The organism is Acinetobacter sp. TSRC1-2, assembly GCF_049895885.1.
GTDB lineage: Bacteria > Pseudomonadota > Gammaproteobacteria > Pseudomonadales > Moraxellaceae > Acinetobacter.
On sequence record NZ_JAFCTF010000001.1, the window covers coordinates 222169 to 246012 of the forward strand.

Annotated in this window: 17 protein-coding genes and 1 tRNA gene; 10 read left to right on the forward strand and 8 right to left on the reverse strand. The window is 39.4% G+C overall.

Features of this window, described 5'->3' with window-relative positions; genetic code table 11:
* Positions 1-219: 219 nt before the first annotated feature.
* A complete protein-coding gene (locus tag ACP69Y_RS01065; protein WP_425915385.1) occupies positions 220-3321 on the reverse strand; it encodes a multidrug efflux RND transporter permease subunit in 3102 nt (1033 codons plus the stop codon).
* A 543-nt stretch (positions 3322-3864) separates the two neighbouring features.
* Between ACP69Y_RS01065 and ACP69Y_RS01070 the strand changes: the two genes are divergently transcribed.
* Positions 3865-4239 (forward strand): diacylglycerol kinase, encoded by a 375-nt coding sequence (locus ACP69Y_RS01070; protein WP_425915387.1) that lies wholly within the window; start codon positions 3865-3867, stop codon positions 4237-4239.
* A gap of 155 nt (positions 4240-4394) precedes the next feature.
* On the opposite strand, the gene ACP69Y_RS01075 is transcribed toward ACP69Y_RS01070, so the two are convergent.
* On the reverse strand, positions 4395-5996 hold the full coding sequence (locus ACP69Y_RS01075; RefSeq protein ID WP_425915389.1) for an isocitrate lyase: 1602 nt from the start codon (positions 5994-5996) through the stop codon (positions 4395-4397).
* A gap of 799 nt (positions 5997-6795) precedes the next feature.
* Between ACP69Y_RS01075 and ACP69Y_RS01080 the strand changes: the two genes are divergently transcribed.
* Positions 6796-7785, forward strand: coding sequence for a LysR family transcriptional regulator (locus ACP69Y_RS01080; RefSeq protein WP_131215443.1), 990 nt, complete (start codon positions 6796-6798; stop codon positions 7783-7785).
* A 128-nt stretch (positions 7786-7913) separates the two neighbouring features.
* A complete protein-coding gene (locus tag ACP69Y_RS01085; protein ID WP_425915391.1) occupies positions 7914-9242 on the forward strand; it encodes a hemolysin family protein in 1329 nt (442 codons plus the stop codon).
* A gap of 417 nt (positions 9243-9659) precedes the next feature.
* On the opposite strand, the gene ACP69Y_RS01090 is transcribed toward ACP69Y_RS01085, so the two are convergent.
* The gene (locus ACP69Y_RS01090) at positions 9660-10169 is read right to left on the reverse strand and encodes a hypothetical protein (protein ID WP_425915393.1); all 510 of its coding nucleotides are present in this window, start codon (positions 10167-10169) and stop codon (positions 9660-9662) included.
* Positions 10170-10521: 352 nt separating this feature from the next.
* On the opposite strand from ACP69Y_RS01090, the gene ACP69Y_RS01095 reads away from it, so the two are divergent.
* From ACP69Y_RS01095 to ACP69Y_RS01105, 3 genes are all read left to right on the forward strand, one after another.
* A complete protein-coding gene (locus ACP69Y_RS01095; RefSeq protein WP_425915395.1) occupies positions 10522-11253 on the forward strand; it encodes a hypothetical protein in 732 nt (243 codons plus the stop codon).
* A gap of 210 nt (positions 11254-11463) precedes the next feature.
* A tRNA-Leu gene (locus ACP69Y_RS01100) sits at positions 11464-11549 on the forward strand.
* 106 nt (positions 11550-11655) lie between these two features.
* A complete protein-coding gene (locus tag ACP69Y_RS01105; RefSeq protein ID WP_425915397.1) occupies positions 11656-12075 on the forward strand; it encodes a hypothetical protein in 420 nt (139 codons plus the stop codon).
* A gap of 1 nt (position 12076) precedes the next feature.
* On the opposite strand, the gene ACP69Y_RS01110 is transcribed toward ACP69Y_RS01105, so the two are convergent.
* From ACP69Y_RS01110 to rlmE, 4 genes are all read right to left on the reverse strand, one after another.
* The gene (locus ACP69Y_RS01110; protein WP_425915399.1) at positions 12077-12391 is read right to left on the reverse strand and encodes a DUF5713 family protein; all 315 of its coding nucleotides are present in this window, start codon (positions 12389-12391) and stop codon (positions 12077-12079) included.
* A 1388-nt stretch (positions 12392-13779) separates the two neighbouring features.
* Positions 13780-14637, reverse strand: coding sequence for a dihydropteroate synthase (gene folP / locus ACP69Y_RS01115; RefSeq protein ID WP_425915401.1), 858 nt, complete (start codon positions 14635-14637; stop codon positions 13780-13782).
* A gap of 137 nt (positions 14638-14774) precedes the next feature.
* The gene (ftsH, locus tag ACP69Y_RS01120) at positions 14775-16664 is read right to left on the reverse strand and encodes an ATP-dependent zinc metalloprotease FtsH (RefSeq protein WP_425915403.1); all 1890 of its coding nucleotides are present in this window, start codon (positions 16662-16664) and stop codon (positions 14775-14777) included.
* 132 nt (positions 16665-16796) lie between these two features.
* Positions 16797-17447 (reverse strand): 23S rRNA (uridine(2552)-2'-O)-methyltransferase RlmE, encoded by a 651-nt coding sequence (gene rlmE, locus ACP69Y_RS01125; RefSeq protein ID WP_131215462.1) that lies wholly within the window; start codon positions 17445-17447, stop codon positions 16797-16799.
* A 195-nt stretch (positions 17448-17642) separates the two neighbouring features.
* On the opposite strand from rlmE, the gene yhbY reads away from it, so the two are divergent.
* Together yhbY and ACP69Y_RS01135 are read left to right on the forward strand one after the other, a co-directional pair.
* On the forward strand, positions 17643-17966 hold the full coding sequence (gene yhbY, locus ACP69Y_RS01130) for a ribosome assembly RNA-binding protein YhbY (protein WP_067868089.1): 324 nt from the start codon (positions 17643-17645) through the stop codon (positions 17964-17966).
* 5 nt (positions 17967-17971) lie between these two features.
* Positions 17972-18511: a DOMON-like domain-containing protein gene (locus ACP69Y_RS01135; protein ID WP_425915407.1), complete on the forward strand. Its 540-nt coding sequence runs from the start codon at positions 17972-17974 to the stop codon at positions 18509-18511.
* A gap of 144 nt (positions 18512-18655) precedes the next feature.
* Here the strand turns inward: ACP69Y_RS01135 and ACP69Y_RS01140 are convergent, their stop codons facing one another.
* Complete coding sequence (locus ACP69Y_RS01140; RefSeq protein ID WP_425915409.1) at positions 18656-19129, reverse strand: hypothetical protein; 474 nt, start codon at positions 19127-19129, stop codon at positions 18656-18658.
* A gap of 309 nt (positions 19130-19438) precedes the next feature.
* Here ACP69Y_RS01140 and carA point away from each other — a divergent pair, with 309 nt between their 5' ends.
* Positions 19439-20578 (forward strand): glutamine-hydrolyzing carbamoyl-phosphate synthase small subunit, encoded by a 1140-nt coding sequence (carA, locus tag ACP69Y_RS01145; protein WP_425915411.1) that lies wholly within the window; start codon positions 19439-19441, stop codon positions 20576-20578.
* A 14-nt stretch (positions 20579-20592) separates the two neighbouring features.
* Positions 20593-23823 carry a carbamoyl-phosphate synthase large subunit gene (gene carB / locus ACP69Y_RS01150; protein ID WP_425915413.1) on the forward strand — a complete coding sequence of 1077 codons (3231 nt, stop codon included), beginning with the start codon at positions 20593-20595 and terminating at the stop codon, positions 23821-23823.
* The last annotated feature ends 21 nt before the right edge of the window (positions 23824-23844 follow it).

Here is a 23844-nt window from a genome sequence, read left to right on the forward strand (position 1 = left end):
ACTTGAGATTACACCATATCTTATTAATCGAATTTGTATCGATATGATTAATACGGCAGTTCAATGATCGAAAATGACAAATAGGCATGAATAGCCAGAACCCTATCTTTGCACATATGACTTTTTATCATCCGACTCTTGCTGCATGGCTCATAAGTGCAGCACTCCATCACCCAATAAGCATCTTTAGGATAATGCCTATGAGATGATGGAGATTGTTTAAGATTCCTGTTGAGCTTTGCCCTTAAATACAGTCCGGATCAGCACATACATAAATGGAATAAAAATCAGTACCAACACGGTCGCAAAAATCACCCCACCTAAAACACTTACTCCGATTTCCTGGCGGCTGGCCGCTCCCGCACCAAAGGCGAAGACCAATGGAATTACCCCTGCACCAAAGGCAAGTGAAGTCATCAAAATTGGACGCAAACGCAGACTGGCTCCTTCCAAGGCAGCTTCAATCATACTGCGCCCTCGATCCTGAGCCAGTGATGCAAATTCCACAATTAAAATGGCATTTTTACATGACAAGCCAATGGTAGTGAGTAAAGCAATCTGGAAATAAATGTCGTTAGGAAAACCGACAAAATAGCTAAACAGGATATTTCCGCCAATCCCTAAAGGAATAGCGCTCATCACTGCGGTGGGAATCGACCAACTTTCATAAAGTGCAGCCAGACATAGGAAAATAAAGCCAATCGAGATTAAGTACAGTAACATCGCCTGATTACTGGATTGTTTTTCTTCATAAGATAGACCACTCCAAGCCACATCAATACCCGGCTGCTGCCCGACCAGCCTGGCAACATCTTGCATGGCAACACCTGAACTCACATCTTTTGCGGTATCGGCTTCCATTTGCAGCGCGGTATAACCCATATAACGATTCACCACTTCAGGGCCACCACTCCAGGTCACATTGGCAAAATTGCTGAATGACACCATCTGATTCAGATCATTGCGTACATGCCAATACTGCAAATCTTCAGGCTTGGAACGGAATTCGACATCGCCCTGCATCATCACGCGTTTAATCCGGCCACGATCTATAAAGTCATTGATATAGCTCCCGCCCCAGGCACTGGACAAGGTACTGTTAATTGCAGATTGTGAGAGGCCGTTGGCCATAGCCAGTTTCTGGTCTACATTAACTTTCAGTTCGGCTTTATCTGGATTAGAACGTTTATCCAGATTTTCAAAAGTGGAATATTGTTTTGCCTGTTCCTGCAATTGCTTAAATTGAATGTCCAAAAATTGACGTCCCTGACCATTCACATCGCGAATCCAAAAATCCAGTCCATCAGTTTGACCTAAACCACTGACCGAAGATGGCATGCTGACATTAATTTGTGCATTGGGATTTTTTTTAAAATGTTTTAAAGCACGTTCGCGAATTGCTTGTGCCGAGTTTTCTTCACCGGAACGCTCATCCCAATGTTTTAAGGCAATAAAACCCTGACCCAGATTTTGTCCCGTGCCGGAAAAATTACGCCCATAGCGAATCATCACCAAATTCACGTTGTCTTTTTCATGCTCAAGAAAATATTGTCGAATCTGTTCACCAATTTCACGGCTTTTCGACATGGGTGCACCATCGACCAATTTAAACTGTACGCTTAAAATGCCTTGGTCTTCACTTGGAATAAAACTGGTCGGCAAGGCACGATAAAATAAAGCAAAGACACTGATGAGTGCGACAAAAATGACTAAGCAAATCGCTTTATGCTGAATGGTAAGAGTGGATAATTTTAAATAACGATGTTTTAACGCATCTAATTTTTGATTAAACCATAGCGCCCATTTGGCCGGCTGTGGATTCGGTTTTAAAATCAGTGCACATAAAGCTGGCGTTAAAATAAGTGCAACGGCCAGAGATAAAGCCATGGCTGCAACCAAGGTAATTGAGAATTGGCGGTAAATTACTCCGGTTGAGCCACCAAAAAATGCCATAGGAATAAATACAGCAGTCAGTACCAGGGTAATCCCGATCAATGCGCCACTAATTTCTTGCATGGACTCTATCGACGCTTGTTTCGCCGTTAATTGCTTTTCATGCATCAAGCGCTCGACGTTTTCAACCACCACAATGGCATCATCGACCAGAAGTCCAATCGCCAATACCAAGGCAAATAAAGTTAAGGTATTAATGCTCATACCTAGCACATAGAGCACCGCCATGGTACCTAAAATGACCACAGGTACGGTAATGGCGGGGATAAGAGTCGCTCGCCAGTTTTGCAGGAAGATAAACATCACTGCAATCACCAGCAGTACGGCTTCAAACAGTGTTTTCACCACTTCCTTAATGGATTCTTGTACAAAGGGGGTGTTGTCACGTGGATAAACCAGTTTGTAGCCTTCAGGCAATTGCGTGGAAAGATGATCAACTTCAGATTTAATAAAGGCGGAAGTGGCCAAAGCATTAGCACCCGAAGCTAAAGAGACTCCCATCCCGGCAGATTCAAAGCCATTAATAGTATTGAATGATTGATAATTTTCTGCACCTAACTCAATACGTGCGACATCTTTTAAGTAGATAAAACTTCCTTCGCGGGCAGATTTGACAATAATATTTTCAAATTCAGGCACGGATTTCAAACGTGAGCCTGAAGTCACTTTGGCATTTAGGTATTGATCTTTGGAAGTTGGTAAATCACCAATTGCCCCAGCAGCGACTTGAGTATTTTGTGCTTCAATTGCTGCCCGAATATCACTGGGCATTAAATTGTATTGTTTTAATTTTAAGGGATTTAACCAAATCCGCATTGCATATTGCGAACCAAAAACATCAACTTCACCCACGCCTTCAATCCGCGCCAAATCTTCTTCCAAATGCGTCATCATATAATCTGACAGTGCAATATTGTCACTTTTACCGGAGGCGTCGTACAAGCCAATGACCATGTGGGTGTCGCCAAGTGACTTAAATACATTCACCCCCTGACGTTGTACATCCTCAGGTAAGCGATTCACTACCCCATTAATTGCATTTTGTACTTGAACTTGTGCGGTATCAGGATCTGTACCATTTTCAAAACTAATGCTGATTCGACTACGACCCGATGAATCACTACTTGAACTAAAATAAAGCAGATGATCAATACCTTTAATTTGCTGTTCTAAAACTTGGGTAACACTTTCTTCGACTGTTTCTGCTGAAGCACCATTATAGGTTGCACTCACCGTAATGCGTGGCGGTGCAATATCAGGATAGCGCTCCACAGGCAAATTCAGCACCGCAAAAAGCCCAAAAGCCATCACAATAATGGCCAGTACACCGGCAAAAATAGGTCGTTGAATAAAAAATTTCGACAGCATATGACTTGATCGCAGGTTAAAGAAGTGATGTTGCTATACCTTAGAATGAATTCTAAGATCGCTTATTAAGGTTGATATTCAGTGACTAAAAATCAAAATACAATAACATTTAACAGAAAAAACAATTTTTGTCATAAATAAGGAGAAACTATGAAGATATGTCATTTGATCTCAAGTTAGCCTACACTTCGTTCCCTTTCTTTTTTTCATCAGACTGTTAATTCTTGCTTGAACAGTATTGCTTTTTAAATCCACCTTCAACAGCTGAAAATAGATTCACTTTATTCAATTCAATATAAGCAACCCTTAATTCAATCTAAATTTAATTAGATTCACTCAGCTCATAGAAACATCACCCAAGAATATAGTTTTTAGGATTCAAATTGAGAGAGATCGCAACATGATAGATGCAAAAGAACTATTCTTAACATTTTGATGTTACATATTTTTATCATAAGAAAATTTAATCATAAAGCATTTGAAATTAATCTCTGTTTAATAAATCTGTTCTATGGTGTCTGAAATTGATGAAAATTTTTAGTTATGAACTCATATTCCCCCTTTAAAGGCAAAACCGGTTTTAAGCGTATTATCCATGCCACTCATTATTCTTTTTCGGGTTTTAAAACTGCATTCATGAATGAAGCTGCCTTTCGTCAAATTGTATTTATAAATTTGATTCTAATTCCTGCGAGTTTTTTTCTTAATGTATCCCGTGTAGAACAAGCCGTGATGATTGCAGTGTGTTTATTGGCACTGATTGTTGAATTATTTAATTCAGCGATTGAAGCAGTGGTAGACCGTATTTCTTTAGAAAAACATGAATTGTCTAAAAATGCCAAAGACATGGGCAGCGCTGCGCAATTCGTCGCACTGGCGATTATTTTCTTTAGCTGGCTGCTTATTTTAGTGCCCTAAGATTTTCGCCACCTATTAAGATATTTGCTATATAAAACAATACAGGGAACATATTCTTATGTTCTCTTTTTTTATGTTCTCTTTTTTATATTCTGTTTTGATCAGCTATAAAAAACCCTGCTTTCGCAGGGTTCTTTTTGAATCATTCGGGAGGATTAACCACCGAATTGGTTCATTGTGTTTTTAGAGTCATCACCCGCTTTAAGCGCGTTGTCACCAGCGAAGATTTCTTTGTGATCATCACCGATGTCAGAACCAGCCATTGCTTGGTGTTTAACACATGCGATTGAACCGCGGATTTCTTTACGTTGTACGCCAGCAACATAAGCAAGCATACCTTGATCGCCGAAGTAACCTTTAGCAAGCTCATGCGTAGAAAGAGCAGCTGTGTGGTAAGTCGGAAGTGTGATCAAGTGATGGAACACACCCGCTTCACGAGAAGCATCTGCTTGGAATGTACGTACTTTTTCATCAGCGTCAGCAGCCAATTCAGTTTCGTCATACTCAGCGCTCATCAATTTAGCACGGTCGTATGCAGATACATCTTTACCTTCAGCAACATAACGGTCATAAGTTTGTTGACGGAAGTTTAAAGTCCAGTTGAATGATGGGCTGTTGTTGTAAACAAGCTTGGCATTTGGAACTGTTTCACGTACACGGTTAACCATGTGAGCGATTTCGTCAACGTTTGGCGTTGCAGTTTCGATCCAAAGTAAGTCAGCACCGTTTTGAAGGCTAGATACACAGTCAAGTACAACACGGTCAATTTGAGTGTCAGCACGGAACTGGTAAAGGCCAGAAGGTAAACGTTTAGGACGGTGTAATTTACCGTTACGTTTGATCAGGATTTCGTCTTCTTGCGCATCAGCGATGTCAATTTCAGACGTTTCCAAGAAACCGATATATTGAGAAGCGATGTCGCCTGGCTCTTTAACCACTGGGATTTTTTGAGTCAAGTCAGCGCCTTCAGAGTCAGTACGCGCAACGATGATACCGTCATCAAGACCCATTTCTAAGAATGCATAACGAAGTGCATGGATCTTAGCGATGAAGTCTTCGTGTGGAACTGTTACTTTACCAGCTTGGTGACCACATTGTTTCGCATCAGATACTTGGTTTTCGATTTGTAGTGCACAAGCACCCGCTTCGATCATTTTCTTAGCAAGTAAGTAAGTCGCTTCTTCGTTACCGAAACCAGCATCGATGTCCGCAATGATTGGTACAACGTGAGTTTGGAAACCATCGATTTGTGCAGTAATTTCAGCAGCTTTAGCTGTATCGCCTGCTTCGTTTGCCTTTTTAAGCGCACGGAACAAATCATTTAATTCTTTCGCATCAGCTTGACGAAGGAACGTGTAGATTTCTTCGATCAATGCAGGTACTGAAGTTTTTTCGTGCATAGATTGGTCAGGAAGTGGACCGAATTCTGAACGAAGTGCAGCAACCATCCAACCAGATAAGTAGATGTAGCGTTTGTCAGTTGTACCGAAATATTTTTTGTTCGCAATCATTTTTTGTTGTGCGATGAAACCGTGCCAGCAACCCAAAGATTGAGTGTATTTGCTAGAATCAGCATCATATTCAGCCATATCACGACGCATAATAGCAGCAGTATATTTAGCAATATCTAAACCAGTTTTGAATTGGTTTTGCATTTGCATACGCGCGGCATCTTCTGGGCTGATATCGCGCCAAGTGTTGCCGAATTTTGCTTTTAATTCGCGGATTGCGTCAATCGCTGTTTGGTATGTAGTCATGATATTTTCCTGTATATAATTTTAGGATTTCATCAATCAAAGGACTAAATCTGCAAGATTTTGATTTGTTCAGATTTAGAGCACTTCGTTGCAATGGACACAGCTTAGTTTGACTGAAAAAATTAATCCAATAGTCTTCAGGAATCTTCAGTATTTATTTAAAAAATATGTCGATTAAAGTCTAATTATAATTGTCGTTAAATTTTATAAGATATTAATTTTTAAGACTATATTTAAAATAGAAAAAGTCTTTTTTTGTATAACAAATAATCAATATGCTTGTTTATTCTTCATTAGACCTAAGTATAGGGTTTAATAAAAAAGACAATTCTTCTGACTTTTATCTAATTTTTTTCTTTTATCGCCATTATTTCACATAATACAATTGTATTTTATTTCATCAAGTAATAAGTTCTCATCTTTTCTCTATTCACAATCTTAGCTGCAACAGATCACTTTGCTTATTCATTATAGATTTATGAAATATAGCTTTTCGCCTCAAAGCCATTCCATTTAATTGAAATCAATACAATTAGAACTCGTCTATTTGATGCAATTGTATAAGTCGAAAATTAGACTTTAAACTCCCCTATTGAAGTAATGTAAATCATCAAATTTATATTTTAATCTGCTTAAAAACCAATGGATAATCATCAAGAATTCGCACCCTCTAAAATGACTAGAATTATAATAAATTCACTTTTATACCGGTTTTTTTTTCATCATATTTCCTACACAAGCCTTACCGCTTATGGCATAATCACTATAATTTCATGGTTTTATTATCGGTATTTCTTATATGAATCTGGAGCGGGTCGATCTCAATCTATTAATTTACCTTGATGTTCTTTTACGTGAAAAAAATGTAACCCGCGCAGCAGAACAATTAGGCGTTACCCAACCCGCTATGAGTAATATTTTACGTCGTCTACGTAATTTATTTAATGATCCGCTTTTAATTCGTTCTTCTGAAGGCATGACCCCAACAGAACGTGCTTTAGAGCTTCAGCCGCGTATCCGAGATGCTCTTGCTGATTTATCCATGATTTTGGAACCTCGTACAGAATTCCGCCCTTATACCTCGAATCGCGTTTTCCGTATCATGACCTCTGACTATGCCGAAGCGACTTTAGTTCCGCGTCTGGTTAAAGCGTTGCGTTCAGAAGCACCAAATGTGGTTCTCGACTTTTTAACCCCAAGTGACGTGTCTTACCGTGACATGGAACAAGGTAAAGTTGATTTAGCCATTAACAGATTCAATGAAATTCCACAAAGCTTCCACCAAGTCTTGGTTTGGCGTGACAGTTTTTCTTGTTTACTCAACAACAAGCATCCTGCCAGCGCAAACTTAAATCTTAAAAGCTATTTAGATGCACAACATATCTGGGTATCTAAAACGGGTATGGGTGTTGGCTTTGGTGTCAATCCTGATAAACAAGCCGGTCTTGGCTGGATTGATCAGGCTTTAGAACGTATTGGTCAAAAACGTAAGATTTCTGTCTTTACCCGTCATTATCAAATGCCTGCACTTTTGGCATCCAATGTTGACTTGATTGCCACGCTGCCAAGCCGTATTGCAAAATTACAATCGAACAATCCAAATCTGCTGCTTAAAGATCCACCGTTTTATATTCCAGAATTTGAATTAAAAATGGCATGGTGTCCGTTGTTGCACCATCATCCTGCACACCGCTGGTTGCGTCAGCTTATTCTGTATGTAGCCCGTCAAATGATTGAAGAAGAAAATCGTGAATTTTTAAGCAATAACTCACAATTTTCTCACTATTAATCGTAAAAATTCTTAAATTCTTCTTTTTTAAGATTATACTGTAATAACCTAGGTAGTAATTTGCTCACTACCTCTAGTTCTTTTGTGTTAAAAACATTCCATAATAATGATGATCAACAGGTGGATTCGTGAGCCTTTTCCAGAATATCCTCATCATCGTGATACTGATTGCGGGAGCCGGTTTTCTATCATTAACGGAGATTGCACTTGCCGGTGCACGTAAGGTCAAACTTAAAATTCTTGCAGAATCGGGCGATGAACGCGCCCAAAAAGTTTTAGACCTACAGGAACAATCAGCTGATTTCTTTGCGGCTTCGCAAATTGGCTTAAACGCGGTTGCCATTCTCGGTGGTATTTTGGGTGAAGCAGCATTTCGCCCTTATATCGTAAATTTTGTGAATCGCATTTATCAAGGTCCATGGACTGAAAACATTGGCTTTATCCTCTCCTTTAGTTTAGTTACCTCGCTTTTTATTCTTTTTGCAGATTTAATGCCGAAACGCATGGCCATGATTGCACCAGAGAAAATTGCGGTTTCAGTAATTAACCCAATTCAAATTTTTATTAAAATTTGCAAACCGCTGGCTTGGGTTATCAATGCCATCGCTAATTTATTGTTTCGCTTGTTTAAAATTAATACTATCCGTGACGACAACATTACCTTTGCAGATATTTCTGCAGTGATGGATGCTGGTGCACAAGCCGGTGTATTGCAAAAGCAAGAACATCATTTCATTGAAAACGTATTTGAACTTGAAGAGCGTAATGTTCCTTCAAGTATGACCACCCGTGAAAATGTGGTGTTCTTTACTTTAAAAGAGTCTGAAGCCAGTATTCGTCAAAAACTGGCAGAATATCCTTATTCCAAATTTGTAGTTTGTAGTGAAAATATTGATGAGGTGATTGGCTATATTGATGCCAAGGATATTTTAGTTCGTATTTTAAACAATCAGTCTTTATTGCAACTCAATGAAAATACTATTCGTAGTGTACTAACTATTCCAGATACTTTAACTTTATCTGAATTACTCGATCGCTTCCGTTCAACCAAGGAAAAATTCGCAGTTGTCATTAACGAGTATGCCTTAGTGGTCGGTGTGATTACCCTATCCGACATTATGATTACCGTGATGGGTGACTGGGTAACAACGGTTGAAGCAGATCAGCAAATCATTAAACGTGACAATAATTCCTGGCTGATTGATGGCAGCACGCCAATTGAAGACATCAAGCATGCGCTTGAAATTGATGAAATGCCGGATGATGAAAACTATGAAACTATTGCAGGTTTCATGATGTATAAATTACGCAAGATTCCACGTCCAGCTGATGCCGTGATATTTGGTGCTTATAAATTTGAAGTAGTCGATGTCGATCATTTTAAAATTGACCAATTACTGGTGACACGCTTACTTGAAAAATCAGTAGAAAATAAAAGTCAGGAAGAAGCAGAGTAATCTGCTTTTTCTTTTTTATTGAATATACGACCAATACTAAAACAATCAATTTGGAAGATGAGAATGAATATTTCCTGGTCAGCATTACTTGCTACTTAAGTTTCTGTTCTAGCATTTATATGATTTACTATTTTTTCAAAACAACCACCGCCACTGATCCTTCTCATTGTGATTGCACTGCTGATTTTCGCTCGGTAGATTACACCCAATAGCTATGAACGTGATCGAAAAAGTTATGATTCCACCCTGTGTAGGGTTAGGTTTCTTTGGAATCCATTCATTACAGAGTGAAGACTGTTCATTTGGCCCATTAGTCTGTTACTGACTTGGCTTTATCAATAAAAAATAAATGTAATATAAAAAAGCACCATTAAACAGGTGCTTTTTTTAATTTCAATGAGGAGCATTTAATGAAAATTATTTAAAATTTTCAATCAAGTGTTCAATTACAAGCGCATAGTGAATACCAATATCTTCTTCTAAAATATTGTATGCATTGTCAAACTGAACCATTGGCCAGCCTTCTTTCCAGAATGGGAAAATATTGTGTAGATCATGGGTTACAATTGCATCTTCACGCAGAATCGCTTGTGCAACTTGTGATAAAACATGCGCTGTTTCAGCACCGTCAATTGCCATGTAATCAATACCGCGCACTTTCAAAATACGGATACGGTCTTTTTTATATTTAATTTTTTTGGCTTGTCCGGCATTTAATCCTAATGCCAAAGTCACTGCTTCAACAAAGTTTTTTTCAAAAGTGTCATGCAAAGCCACAATTGCCAGTTTATACGCTTCTTGACGACCAGCTTTACCCCCATTACGGATAATCTCTTTCGCTTCAGTATTCAGCTCATCGTTTTTCATGGACTGTAAAATGTCTAAAATTTCGATATCGCTTAAAGATTCAGGAGATTGATCAGTCATGAACTGTCCTTGGACAAAAATAATAAAAGTCTATTTTCGCATAAATCCTCATTTAATACAGGAATAAAATCTGCTTCTATTCATTCTTCTTTAACTACTGATCTAAAAATAATACCTATAAATAAAGCTAGGGATATAGCCACTCTAAAATATGACTAGTAAATTAAAAATTGTCATTTTTTAAATTCATAACGCTAAATCTCTCTAAAAACTGAACTCGGATTAAACCGCCAAATTTAGCAGAAAATCCCACTAGGTCTTATTCATAGAAGATAACCCTACTTTTTTCTCTGTAAAATTTTATTAAATCATTTATATTACATTTACTTTTATATTCCCCTCTTTGATTCTTATGATCAGCAATAAGCAAACTGCCCTTTTTTTAAAACAAATGCGGGAACAACACCCGACAGCGTTTAAAAGAAATTATTTGCTTTATAGCATGATCAAAACCAAAGGCATTTTAGATGAACTTAAAGAACTGATTCCTTGGGTTCTTGCAGCGATGATTTTCGTATCGTTATCTATGAGTTTGGGACATTTTATTTCAATTCAATTTCCACAATTTGCCGCCTTTCGCTCACACGGCATTGCTATTCTCGCCATTATGTTGCTGTTTATGCTCTACACTCCCGTGGTGATCAAGCAAATTAAGCATAGTTCAACTTCCCTATATCAGCACCTACGCCACACTCCAATTAAACTTGCTGTGCTGATTGTTCTTCAAACTATTAATATTGCTTATATTGAAAGTACTTTTTTAGAAATCATTCTGTTTTTCTTTACTTTAAGTTTTGGTTTTGTACGCTTTTATAAAGAAAATATGTTCCGTGAAGGCACTCAAAATGAGCAGTATTTTTATTTACAAGAAACACGTCGCATATGCTTCTGGTCATATAAACAAATTTTAAAAATTAAATTTAAAATTTTATTGAGTGCAAAAAATTCAAAGACCCGTTACGCCCTTCAACGACAAGAAAAAAAGTTTATCGAGTTACATATTCAGCTGATTCGTTATGAAAATGAACTCTGTAAAACCCATAAACATGTCGATGTCGAAACTTACTTAGATAGCTTGATGTAAACTTCAAAAGCCGTGTTTACTCACTCGGTTTTCATTAAAAAACACTTATTTCTCTAGGTCTTATTAAACTGAAAAATGATGCTGATCTTTTCAAAAAATAGTAAAAATGAATTATTTTACAACCATAAGCACATGAATTGATTGAAAAGAAAGCAAACACACCGAAAGAGACTTGCCAAGTTTTATTTCGTCCTCTATTATTGCGCACATGCCCGAGTGGTGAAATCGGTAGACACAGGGGATTTAAAATCCCCCGCCCACAAAGCGTGCCAGTTCGAGTCTGGCCTCGGGCACCATTTTAAGTCTTATTAAAATGGTGCAATAAAAGATCCAGCTTAATGCTGGTTTTTTTATGTCTAAATTATTAGAATAGAATAAAACCAATAAAAAGAAATAATAAAAATGAAAATAAATAGCTTACAACGCATGCTATATTCCAGCCTGCTCATATTATTCATCTCATCCTTTACTTATGCTGCAGAGTCAGGAGTTAAAGCACCGACTCAGGTCATTTATTCTTTATTTTCTGGAACGATTACCCAAGATAAAGGTCAGCTTATCTTACATCACTGTACTTTAGGCAAAGATCCGTATCTGCTGGAATTTTATCATGCACAAGATGAAAAACGAATTCGCACACTCCTGCAACAAGAGCCAATTTTTTGGCTTAACTTAAGAGCAAGTGCTTACCTTAAAACTGAAAAACGCTACCTAAGTGTAGATGGGATAGCAGAGATCCATCCCAAAGAAAGCTGTCATCTTTCAGATTTATTGTCCGATTTAGATAAACTTCCCAAAACTAAACTAACGAATAGAGAGTGACTTACCACTCTCTATTGGATACCAATTCTTCCATTTCAATATCCATATAACTGTGATCCTGCACCACCATCATCATGGCTTCAGCAATATAATCCGCTGCAGTATCATCTAATGATGAATCAAGATCTTCAAACTGGGGTTTCATCTTGTTAATTAAGACCACTGTTTCGGCAGCAAAGCGATAAATTTCTACTTCAGACAAATCTGGCTTTGCGACTTTCTTCGCAAACTGTTTAATAATCTGCTTAATTTCCGCTACAAGGATATCTGGATAATATTCGTCATCAAACATGGGGAGAAGTAAATCTTCAAACATAAAACACTCAAAAAAAAACATGCATTAAAGCGAGCCTGTATAACATAAAGCAACATAATTACCAAACCTTACAACAAAAAAGAGTGTGCATTCCCCCCTACAATTCACTTAGTCTAGACAAAGGGTACTGAGGATACAAAAAATGTCGTCAGGCTATTGCTGACTAGCACGCTTGTGCTCTGATTCCACCTAGGCGAAATGCGAAACTCTAGAAAGATTCCAGGACAAGCTTAGTTGAGGGAAACGAACTGCTAAAAATAGTTAAACTTTTAGGAAAGAGGTTATGGAAAAAATGGTCGGGTTTCTATCAACTAAGTTTAATTAAAACCCGAATGTACTGCATCGAATGATGAGGGAAAAACCAACATCAAGGATGTTTTAAAGGCCAAGTTAATAAAGTACACTTAAGGATGGCTGTCTTAAAAATTTACAGGATTAGGTAAAGCTCATACCTCTAACGAAACAATGTTTCTCGTATATTAAATTTGATAGATATGACCAACTATTAGCTTTTAAAATATTAATGCAATAAAGCCTTTCTAAAATATTAACGACTTATCTAAACCTAAAATAGATTATTTTCATATTTACTTCTAGTTTCTGTAATTAGGGCATACTAAAAGATAGTGAGACCTGCAATCTTTCTCCCCATATAAACTGAGACACTAATTTATTTAACCTTTTAAATCCATGTAGGGATTTAGTTAAGTTTTCGATACATTCAATAGCATTACTATGATTTAAATAAAACTTACTTTATAAAATAAAAACGTAATTTTTATAGGGAAATGTTATGAAAACCATTTTAGTTACATTTCTTTGAATAACCTTAGCCGCATGCCCTACAACACAAACCAAAGATACTCACAAAAATATTATTTCTGAACCCGAAATAATAGCGGCACAGCAAGCTTGGTGTAAATCATTACTTGATATCAGCTCAACATACGATAAAAGCGGAAAACAAGCAGCAAATGATTTCGCAAGCAAGGTGATTGATACTGCATATTTTTATCAAGATGGTCCTGTTTTATTTAAACCCAAATTAACCACAAACATTTAGAACCACAAAAGAAGGTGCTTTGTCTTATTTCGTGGGAGGAGATCCAAATTTCCCGAGTGACAAAGGGTTTGCACTTGTGGGTGGCAAAAATGTGAAGTCAATAATATAGCTATAAATATATCGAATGACAGTGCAACCACTTTAGGTAAAGTTCACTTCACCAATAAGAATGGCCAAGTCACTACTGTAGATAAAAACTGGAAATTTGTAAAAGATAATGCAGGTAAATTACGAATTGTTGTTCACCATTCTTCGCTTGAGCATACAGGAAAATAATTACATCTTAAAGCAAAAAAGCCCGATAGCTTATCGAGCTTTGTCTCATTTACAGACCTAGATGATTCATTGCATTCCACACTTTAATTGCATCTGACATCGCTTTGACATCGTGCGCTCGCACCATACATGCACCTTGTTGAATACTCATCAAATGCCCTGCTACCGAACCTATAGCACGATTTTGTGCATCTGCCCCACCTAATGCCTCACCAATGAAACGCTTTCGAGAAAGCGCAGATAAAATAGGATAACCCATATCATTTAATCTATAGAATTCATTCAATAATTTTAAATTTTGGTGTGCATTCTTAGCAAAACCAAACCCTGGATCAATCATGATATTTTCAGGTTTTATCCCTGCTTCTAAAGCATCATCGACACGTTGTTGCAGCTCTTTAATTACATCCGCTGTTACATCAGTATATTGGTTTAAATCATTCATTGTGGTTGGTTCACCACGCATATGCATAATAATAACAGGTATATTCAGTTCAGCCGCGGTTTCAAGCGCCTGTGGACGTGTTAAGGCACGGACATCATTCCAGATATGGGCTCCTACTTGAACTGCTGCACGCATCACTTCCGGTTGTGAAGTATCAACTGAGATAATCACCTCATGCTTTGATAATTCTTTCACCACAGGCACAACACGACGTATTTCTTCTTCGACTTCTACAGTTGATGCTCCCGGACGTGTTGATTCCCCCCCTACATCAATAACGGTCGCGCCATCTGCAATCATTTGCAGCGCATAAGCAACGGCTTGATCTTTTCCATTATGCTTTCCACCATCACTAAACGAGTCTGGAGTAACATTTAAAATACCCATCACATGCGGTTGAGATAAATCCAGACTTATCCGTCCACATTGCAATACTCGTTTTGGTAATGGCATTAACCGCATAATAACTCTCCTTAAATATCTAACTCACAGTGTATCAAGAGTTGGTTTTACTCTAGCTGAAATCTTTTCAAACTCTCAACTTTTAAGCATAAAAAAGAGCCTCACTTGAGACTCTTTTTTGCACCAAACCTAAACCATTAGTTTGCGGGTAATGGTGGAGGTGTTGCCGGACCATCAGTCGGTGTTACATCAATCACTGGATGATCAGCAACATATACCTTAGGTGGTTGAGGTTCACGACCTTCCATAATGTCACGGATTTGATCACGATCAATGGTTTCCCATTCCATCAACGCTTTAACCATCGCATGAGCAACATCTTTTTTACTTTCCAAGATATCGCGTGCGATTTTATATTGCTCATCTAAAATTCGACGAATTTCACGGTCTACTTCTAGTTGTGTAGTTTCAGAAATACTGCGACTACCAATACTGCCCATGAAAGATTGCTGTGCATCTTCTTCATAGACCATCACGCCCATTTTGTCAGACATGCCATATTTGGTTACCATTGCACGTGCCATTTTCGTTGCACGTTCAAAGTCGTTTGATGCTCCTGTAGACATCTGATTAATGAATACTTCTTCAGCAATACGACCGCCAAACAAAATTGAAAGTTCATTCAACATTTTGTCTTTATAATGACTGGTTTGATCAAATTCAGGTAACTGCCAAGTTACACCCAAAGCCCAACCACGCGGCATAATGGTTACTTTATGCACAGGATCTGTACCGGGTAAACTTTCTGCGACAATTGCATGACCTGCTTCATGATAAGCCGTAGCTCGACGTTCTTCATCACGCAGCACCATCGATTTACGTTCAGGTCCCATGTACAACTTATCTTTTGCATCTTCAAAGTCATGCATATCGACTGTATTCTTGTTACGACGTGCTGCAAATAATGCCGCTTCGTTTACAAGATTCGCCAATTGTGCACCTGAGAAACCCGGTGTACCACGTGCAAGAACTTTTACATCCACACCTGTTACAGAAGGCAATTTTTTCATGTGAACATTGAGAATTTGTTCACGACCTTTAATGTCTGGAAGACCAACCATCACTTGACGGTCAAAACGACCTGGACGAAGTAAGGCCTTATCGAGCACATCTGCACGGTTGGTTGCAGCGATTACGATAATACCTTCGTTACCTTCAAAACCATCCATTTCTACAAGCATCTGATTCAGTGTTTGTTCACGTTCATCGTGACCACCACCTGTACCTGAACCACGATGACGACCGACTGCATCAATCTCATCAATAAAGATAATACATGGTGCATGGCGTTTTGCTTGTTCAAACATGTCACGGACACGAGACGCACCCACACCGACGAACATTTCAACGAAGTCAGAACCAGAAATACTAAAGAATGGAACTTTTGCTTCACCAGCAATGGCTTTCGCAAGTAAAGTTTTACCTGTACCTGGAGGACCGACCATTAAAACACCACGTGGAATACTTGCACCGAGACGTTTAAATTTGGTAGGGTCTTTAAGGAAATCGACAATTTCCACCACTTCTTGTTTAGCTTCATCACAACCCGCAACATCTGAAAAAGTAACTTTAATTTGGTCTTCAGAAAGCATTTTGGCTTTTGACTTACCAAAACTCATCGGGCCGCTTTTACCACCTGCACCACCACCCATGTTTCGCATAAAGAACATGAATAACAAAATGATTAAAAGTACAGGGAAGCTAGCGATAAGAAGTTGCATCAACAAGCCTTGACGCGCAGGAGCAGTACCCTCTACGACCACACCCTGTTTGATGAGGCTTGGCATAAGTTCTGGGTCTTGAATTGCAGGACGAATACTCTCAAACTCTGAACCGTTTGTTTTTTCACCACGAATTCTTTCACCATCAATTGTGACTTGCTTAATTTGACCAGCATTCACCGCTGAAACAAACTCTGAATAATTCATTGCAGTCGGTTGATTGCGGTCACTGATGTTGCTGAAAATCAGAATCAGCACACCGAGTATAACCAGCCACAAAACGGCATTCTTGAAGAGATCGCTCAAAGCTTTATTCCCATATCAATCTAATTTGATCATGCCCAAAAACGGGTGACCCTAATTTAAGCTGAAGATCAGCTTTGCAATATTTTAAAAATGTACAAAATGCACAATTTTTAACGTCTTGGCAAGTAAACTTTATTTAGAAGCCTTCTTGCGCCCTTGTCCGATCAAAAATACTTCTTTAGAACGGGCACGTGAAGCAGCAGGTTTTGATGTTTTTAATACATCAAAGCTATCTACGACTTGTTTACGGAATTCATCAAATCCTGTGCCCTGGAAAACCTTGACTACAAATTGCCCTTTAGGTCCTAGAACCTTGTTGGCGAAATCTAAAGCAAGTTCACACAAGTAAATCTGACGCGGTTGATCTACAGCCTTATTACCTGATGTATTGGGGGCCATATCTGAAATTACAACATCTACGGTCCGTCCGTTTAAAAGATTTAACAATTTTTCGAAAACTTCTTCTTCCCGAAAGTCACCTTGTAAAAAAGTTACATCAGGCAATGCATCCATTTCCAAGATATCTGAAGCAATCAGCAAACCTTTATCGCCGACCAATTTTCCGGCAATTTGTGACCAACTACCTGGTGCAGCACCCAGGTCTACAACTGTCATGCCCGGTTTAATAATTTTATATTTTTCTTGCATTTCAAGAAGCTTATAAGCAGCACGCGCACGGTAGCCTTCCTTCTGTGCTTTTTTCACAAACGGATCGTCTAAGTGCTCGCGCATCCAATCTCGACTGCTTTTCGATAACTTTTGGTTGGTAATGCGTGTTGCCATAACTCTCTAAATAATAAAAAACTTCTAATTCATGATTGTACGTGAAAAATGCCACAGTTGCAGTATACATCTGTATCTAAATCTGCTCTTTAGTATGTTTTTTTCAATAACAGAAATCGATTATTTCAACAGAATATAAAGCGTTTAAATATGGGATTTGCTATACTAGGCCGTTTTTAAAATTAGGTTATCTTTATGGCGGCTTTATCAATTCAGGAACGCAAGCGTTTGCGTCAAATCGGACATGCACTTAACCCCGTGGTTATGTTGGGCGGTCAAGGTTTGACTGAAAATGTCATCGAAGAAACAAACCGTGCTTTAAATGATCATGAACTGATTAAAGTTAAAATTGCCGGTGAAGATCGCGAAGCACGTGTTGCTGCAATTAACGAAATTGCTCAAGTGACTGGCGCTGAAATAGTACAAACGATTGGTAAAATTGCATTGCTTTATAAAAAAGCTGCAAAACAAAATCCAAAACTTTCAAATCTTGTACGCCACGCACATTTGTCTAACTAAGCTTTATGGCCAGTTACGAACTTAATGCTTTCGATCGTCGTTTTCAATCCATCTCTTTAGTTGGAGCAATTGAACAACAAGGTCCATATGGTATAAATGTGGGCTATTGGTTACGTGATCCAAATCAATTCATGCAATGGCCTGACTTGGTACAAGGTAATCCACGTCAAGATTTCTTATGGGAACATACCTGTTATGAAATTTTTATTGGCGTGCATGGTGAAGATTTTTATCGGGAGATCAACCTCTCCCCTTCACAAGCTTGGCAGGCGTATCAATTCGAGGAATATCGTTATCCTGAAGATATGCCTCCGCAAGCTGCAGATGACATTGAACTCAATCAACTCAAACGTACACATTACGGTTTAAATGTGAGCCTGGATTTGACCGGGTTTATGTTAAAGCACAAATTACAATGGTCGAATATGTTCCTGGGTTTAAGTGCCGTACTTGACACCTCGCAAGGTAATCAATACTACGCGATGCAACACAGCAGCCCGAATGCAGACTTTCACAACAAACGTGATTGGCTACATCAGTTTTAAACTAGAACACTGATATTCGACAAATAAAAAAGTGAGGCAGACGACCTCACTTTTTTATGCTTTCAATTTTATGTTTTCAATACTTGGATTCAGGAAATATTGCATATCCCCCTCTTAGTTTTGTATTTTACATTGAATAATAAATCAGCTTTTTAAAGTTGGTTTCTCTTCAGCTTTAACAGAAACTTTTTTCCATGCATCTAAGGTATGTTCTTTTGAACGCTTGAAGGTTTCAGTTAAATGATCTTTATGTTTAACGGAAATTTGGCTGACATCCTCTTTCAATTCTTTACCCAGTTTGGATAAATCCTCAATCACTGCATTGAATTCAGTTTTTACAAACTCTTTCAACTCAGTTAAATCTTTTTGTGAAAAATTCAGTTGTTTCTTAATTGCATCAATGCGTTGTAGCAGATCCTGTTTTAGATTTTGAACTTGATCTTGTACATTACCCTGCAGTTCTTTCGCTTCTGCTTTAACATTTTGAGCCGATTCAGTTACCGTTTCGGTTACCTTTTGCTTTGCCTCTTTAGACGCTTGTTCCAACTTTTCAGCACTATCAGCAACTACCTCTTTTAAGGCAGGTTTAGCTTTAACATGTTTTTGTTCTGTAGTCATGGCCTTGTTCCTATCGTTATTGGATGAGAGCTATAGACTAGTCGATTTGATAAAATTTAAGTTTTGATTTGTCAGACAATTCTTATTTGCTTACATTTTACATACACTCTCTCAAACAGACTTTTGTTTAAAACACAAGGTATTTATCTTAGATATTCAGCATAAATAGCATGGACTTCAACAGGTCGACTGCGTATAATGCCGTGTTAAGTTCAAGCGAGCAGACATAGGGAGGGTTGGTTAAAAAAATAGCCTTCCTTTTTTTTCGTCTTCTCGCTTTTTTACAGCCTAAATTTCAGGAGCTTTGGTTTGAGCACTCCCGCCATTTTAGCCCTCGCAGATGGAACGATCTTTAAAGGTACGTCTATCGGTGCATCGGGTAGTACGACTGGTGAAGTCGTTTTTAATACAGCAATGACTGGCTATCAAGAAATTTTGACTGACCCGAGTTATGCACAGCAACTTGTGACTTTGACTTACCCGCATATTGGTAATACAGGTTGTAATGATGAAGACGCTGAGTCAGGTCGAATTCATAAAGTATGGGCTAACGGTTTAATTATCCGTGACCTTCCTTTGTTGCATAGCAATTTCCGCGCGAATCAATCTTTGGGTGAATATCTTCAACAGCACAATGTTGTTGCGATTGCCGATATTGATACACGCAAATTGACCCGAATTTTACGTGCCAAAGGTACGCAGAATGGTTGCATCCTTGCCGGTGACAACATTACAGAAGAAGAGGCTTTAGAAAAAGCACGTGCGTTTGGCGGTCTAAACGGTTTAGACCTGGCGAAAGAATGCTGTGACCCAGAAGGTTTTGAATGGACTGAAGGTTCTTGGACCCTTGGTCAAGGCTTCTCTCAACCTGAACTTAAATTCCATGTTGTTGCATATGATTACGGTGTCAAAACCAACATCTTACGTATGCTGACTGATCGCGGATGCAAACTAACTGTAGTTCCAGCTCAAACGCCTGCAGAAAAAGTTCTCGCATTAAATCCGGACGGTGTGTTCTTGTCGAATGGTCCTGGCGATCCAGCGGCATGTGATTACGCAATTGAAGCTGTAAAAACCATTGTTGAAACGACAAACTTGCCTGTATTTGGTATCTGTTTAGGTCACCAAATCCTTGCGCTTGCTTCTGGTGCTAAAACTGTGAAAATGCCTCACGGTCACCACGGTGCAAACCATCCTGTACAAAATCTTGAAGATGGTACAGTGATGATTACTTCTCAGAACCATGGCTTCGCAGTAGATGAAAGCAACCTGCCTAATGTATTGCGTGTGACGCATCGCTCACTGTTTGATGGCACCAACCAAGGTATCCATCGCACAGACAAACCAGCGTTCAGCTTCCAAGGTCACCCTGAAGCAAGTCCTGGTCCACATGACTGTGCCCCTTTGTTCGATCATTTCATCGAACTTATCGAAGCATCTAAGAAGTAATTAAGGAAGCGATCATGGCTAAACGTACAGACATTAAAAGCATCTTAATTATTGGTGCGGGTCCGATTGTGATCGGTCAGGCATGTGAGTTTGACTACTCAGGTGCGCAAGCATGTAAAGCCCTTCGTGAAGAAGGCTACCGTGTTATTTTGGTGAACTCTAACCCAGCGACCATTATGACCGACCCGTCAATGGCTGATGCAACGTATATCGAACCGATTACTTGGCAGACTGTTGCACAAATCATCGAGAAAGAGCGTCCAGATGCTGTCCTTCCAACTATGGGTGGTCAAACAGCGTTGAACTGTGCGCTTGCACTGGATGAACACGGCATTTTAGAAAAATTCAATGTTGAATTGATCGGTGCGAGTAAAGATGCCATTGAAATGGCTGAAGACCGTAAATTGTTTGATGACGCGATGCGTCGTATTGGTCTTGAATGTCCGCGTGCTGCTGTTGCAAGCACCATGGAAGAAGCATTCGAGATTCAGGCAAAACTTGGCTTCCCTTCTATTATTCGTCCATCATTCACCATGGGTGGTTCAGGCGGTGGTATTGCTTACAACCGTGACGAATTCATTGAAATCTGTGAACGTGGTTTCGACCTGTCACCGACTCACCAACTTTTAATCGATGAATCATTGATTGGTTGGAAAGAGTACGAGATGGAAGTTGTTCGTGACAAAAACGACAACTGTATCATCGTATGTGCGATCGAAAACTTTGACCCTATGGGTGTTCACACAGGTGACTCAATCACTGTTGCCCCTGCACAGACATTGACCGACAAAGAATACCAAATCATGCGTAATGCATCGATTGCCGTTCTGCGTGAAATTGGTGTTGAAACAGGTGGTTCGAACGTTCAATTCGGTATTAACCCGAAAGACGGTCGTATGGTTGTGATCGAGATGAATCCACGTGTATCACGTTCATCTGCACTTGCATCAAAAGCAACGGGTTTCCCGATTGCACGAATTGCAGCGAAATTGGCTGTGGGTTACACCCTTGATGAATTGAAAAATGACATCACTGGCGGTGCAACACCTGCGTCATTCGAACCTGCAATTGACTATGTAGTAACCAAGATTCCTCGTTTTAACTTCGAGAAATTCCCGCAAGCTGAAGCAATTCTAACTACACAGATGAAATCTGTGGGCGAAGTGATGGCGATTGGCCGTAACTTCCAGGAATCTTTGCAAAAAGCGCTTCGTGGTCTTGAAGTGGGCGTATGTGGTTTTGACGAAAAACTCGAAGTCGGTGCTGATGGCGCACGCGAGAAAATTCTTCAAGAACTTAAAGTACCTGGTCCAGAACGTATTTGGTTCATCGGTGATGCTTTCCGTCATGGTTTCACTTTAGACGAAGTGTTTGCTGCAACCAATATCGACAAATGGTTCTTGATCCAAATCGAAGATATCATCAAAACTGAAAACCAAATCAAAACTTTAGGTTTTGGTGATTTGAATGCGGACAATATCCGTTCGTTCAAACGCAAAGGTTTATCAGATCTTCGCATTGCGGATTTGATGGGTATTTCACAAAAACAATTCCGTAAACACCGTTGGAACTTGGGTGTAACCCCTGTTTACAAACGTGTGGATACCTGTGCTGCAGAATTCGAATCTGATACTGCTTACATGTACTCAACTTACGATGAAGAATGTGAAGCGAATCCATCGACTAAAGATAAGATCATGGTGATCGGTGGCGGTCCTAACCGTATTGGTCAAGGGATCGAGTTCGACTACTGCTGTGTACACGCGGCGCTTGCAATGCGTGAAGACGGCTATGAAACAATCATGGTGAACTGTAACCCTGAAACTGTTTCAACGGATTACGACACATCAGATCGCTTGTATTTCGAACCAATTACACTTGAAGATGTACTTGAAATCGTGCGTATAGAGAAGCCTAAAGGCATTATTGTACAGTACGGTGGTCAGACTCCGCTTAAATTGGCTCGTGCTTTAGAAGAAGCCGGTGCACCAATTATCGGTACATCTCCAGATGCGATTGACCGTGCAGAAGACCGTGAACGTTTCCAGCAAATGATTCAACGTCTGCAACTTCGTCAACCAAATAACAGCATTGTAAAATCTGCTGAAGAAGGTATGGCTGAAGCATCTAAAGTCGGCTACCCACTGGTTGTTCGTCCATCTTATGTATTGGGTGGTCGCGCGATGGAAATCGTTTACAACGATGAAGAACTCAAACGCTACTTACGCGATGCAGTTCAAGCATCAAACGAAGCCCCTGTTCTACTTGACCGTTTCCTAGATGATGCGATCGAAGTTGACGTGGACTGCGTATCTGACGGTAAAGATGTGGTGATCGGCGGGATCATGCAGCACATTGAACAAGCCGGTATTCACTCTGGTGACTCAGCATGTTCTATTCCTCCTTACTCTCTTTCTCAAGAGATTCAGGACGAAATGCGTCGTCAAACTGTTGCCATGGCGAAAGAGCTTGGCGTAATTGGTTTGATGAACGTACAGTTTGCAGTTAAAGGCAATGACGTTTACATTCTGGAAGTGAACCCACGTGCATCACGTACCGTGCCTTTCGTTTCTAAATGTATCGGTGAGTCTTTAGCGAAAGTGGCTGCACGTTGTATGGCGGGTCAGTCTTTAGTATCTCAAGGATTTACCAAAGAGATCATCCCGACTCACTTCGCTGTAAAAGAAGCGGTGTTCCCATTTGCGAAATTCCCTGGTGTTGACCCGATTCTTGGACCTGAGATGAAATCTACAGGTGAAGTAATGGGTGTAGGTACAACTTTTGGTGAAGCATTCTATAAAGCTGTGTTAGGCTCGAATGATCGCTTGCCTGGTAAACCAACTGAAGGCGAAGTAAAACATGCATTCCTGTCTGTACGTGAGTCAGATAAGCCGCATGTTGCACGCATTGCGCAACAACTTGTTGATTACGGTTTCAAACTTGTAGCCACAAGTGGTACGCATAAAGTGATTACTGAAGCTGGTATTGCATGTGAACGTGTGAATAAGGTAACTGAAGGTCGCCCTCATATCGTAGATCGCTTGAAAAATGGCGAGATTCACCTCATTATCAATACATCTGAAGGTAAACAAGCTCAGCAGGATTCGTTCTCAATCCGTCGCTCTGCGCTTCAAGGTAAAGTGTATTACACCACAACCTTGAATGGTGCTGATGCTGTATGCCAAGCCTTAGCAATCAAATTGCCAATGGATGTATACCGCTTGCAAGATTTAACAGTAGGTTAATAAATTACCGATAAGTCCCGT